The sequence below is a fragment of the Poseidonocella sp. HB161398 genome, assembly GCF_005870025.1.
Lineage (GTDB): Bacteria > Pseudomonadota > Alphaproteobacteria > Rhodobacterales > Rhodobacteraceae > Mangrovicoccus.
This window is the reverse complement of sequence record NZ_VATA01000280.1, coordinates 1-624: the sequence shown is the minus strand read 5'-3', so window position 1 is coordinate 624 and position 624 is coordinate 1. Positions and strand designations below refer to the sequence as shown.

The window sequence follows — 624 nt, the reverse complement described above, 5'->3', positions numbered from 1 at the left end:
CGAATACATGACCGCACCCGACCAGACGCCAGAAGCCCACGAAACGCCCTTGCCACGCGGGAGCCATCCATACATGGTTCGAGCCCAATGGCGAGCGGCCACGCAAACGAAGCCCCCCAGGTCGCGACGCAGGTGAAGTCCGACAGCCAGAGCATGTTCGGCGCCGGGGCATGGAACTCGCGGTTCACGCGGTCCTCAGGGTATGGCGTGGACGGATCGGGAACTGTTGTTTTCCGGGCCTTTCCACGCACGACACCGGCCAACCCCATGTCGGACATCAATCTGGAAACCGTGCACCGGGCCACTGCGATGCCCTCCCGATTGAGTTGACGCCAAACCTTGCGGACGCCGTAGACCTGGAAGGTCTCGTCCCGGACGCGCTGGATCCCGGGGCGCAGTTCGGTATCCCGTCTGGCGCGGCCGGACAGCTTCGCGGGATCGGCCTGGCTGGCGGCATGGGCGCGATAGGTGGACGGGGCAATCGGCAGCACACGGCAGACCGGCCTCAGCCATCGGGCTCGGACCGATGGCGCCTCGATGGCCAAGCCCCGTACTGGTCGCGATGCTCTTCGATGAACATCTTCATTTCCTCGCAGGGCGGTCGAGCTCCGCCTGCGCGAAAAA

The 624-nt window shown here is 65.4% G+C and carries 1 pseudogene and 1 other annotated feature; the pseudogene reads right to left on the bottom strand.

The features are described 5' to 3' along the window. Positions 1 to 63: 63 nt before the first annotated feature. Positions 64 to 624 (bottom strand): annotated as a pseudogene (locus FGX59_RS37255) (IS3 family transposase); the annotation flags it as partial. Further along, positions 474 to 624 (bottom strand) — a sequence feature (AL1L pseudoknot). Its footprint overlaps the pseudogene before it by 151 nt.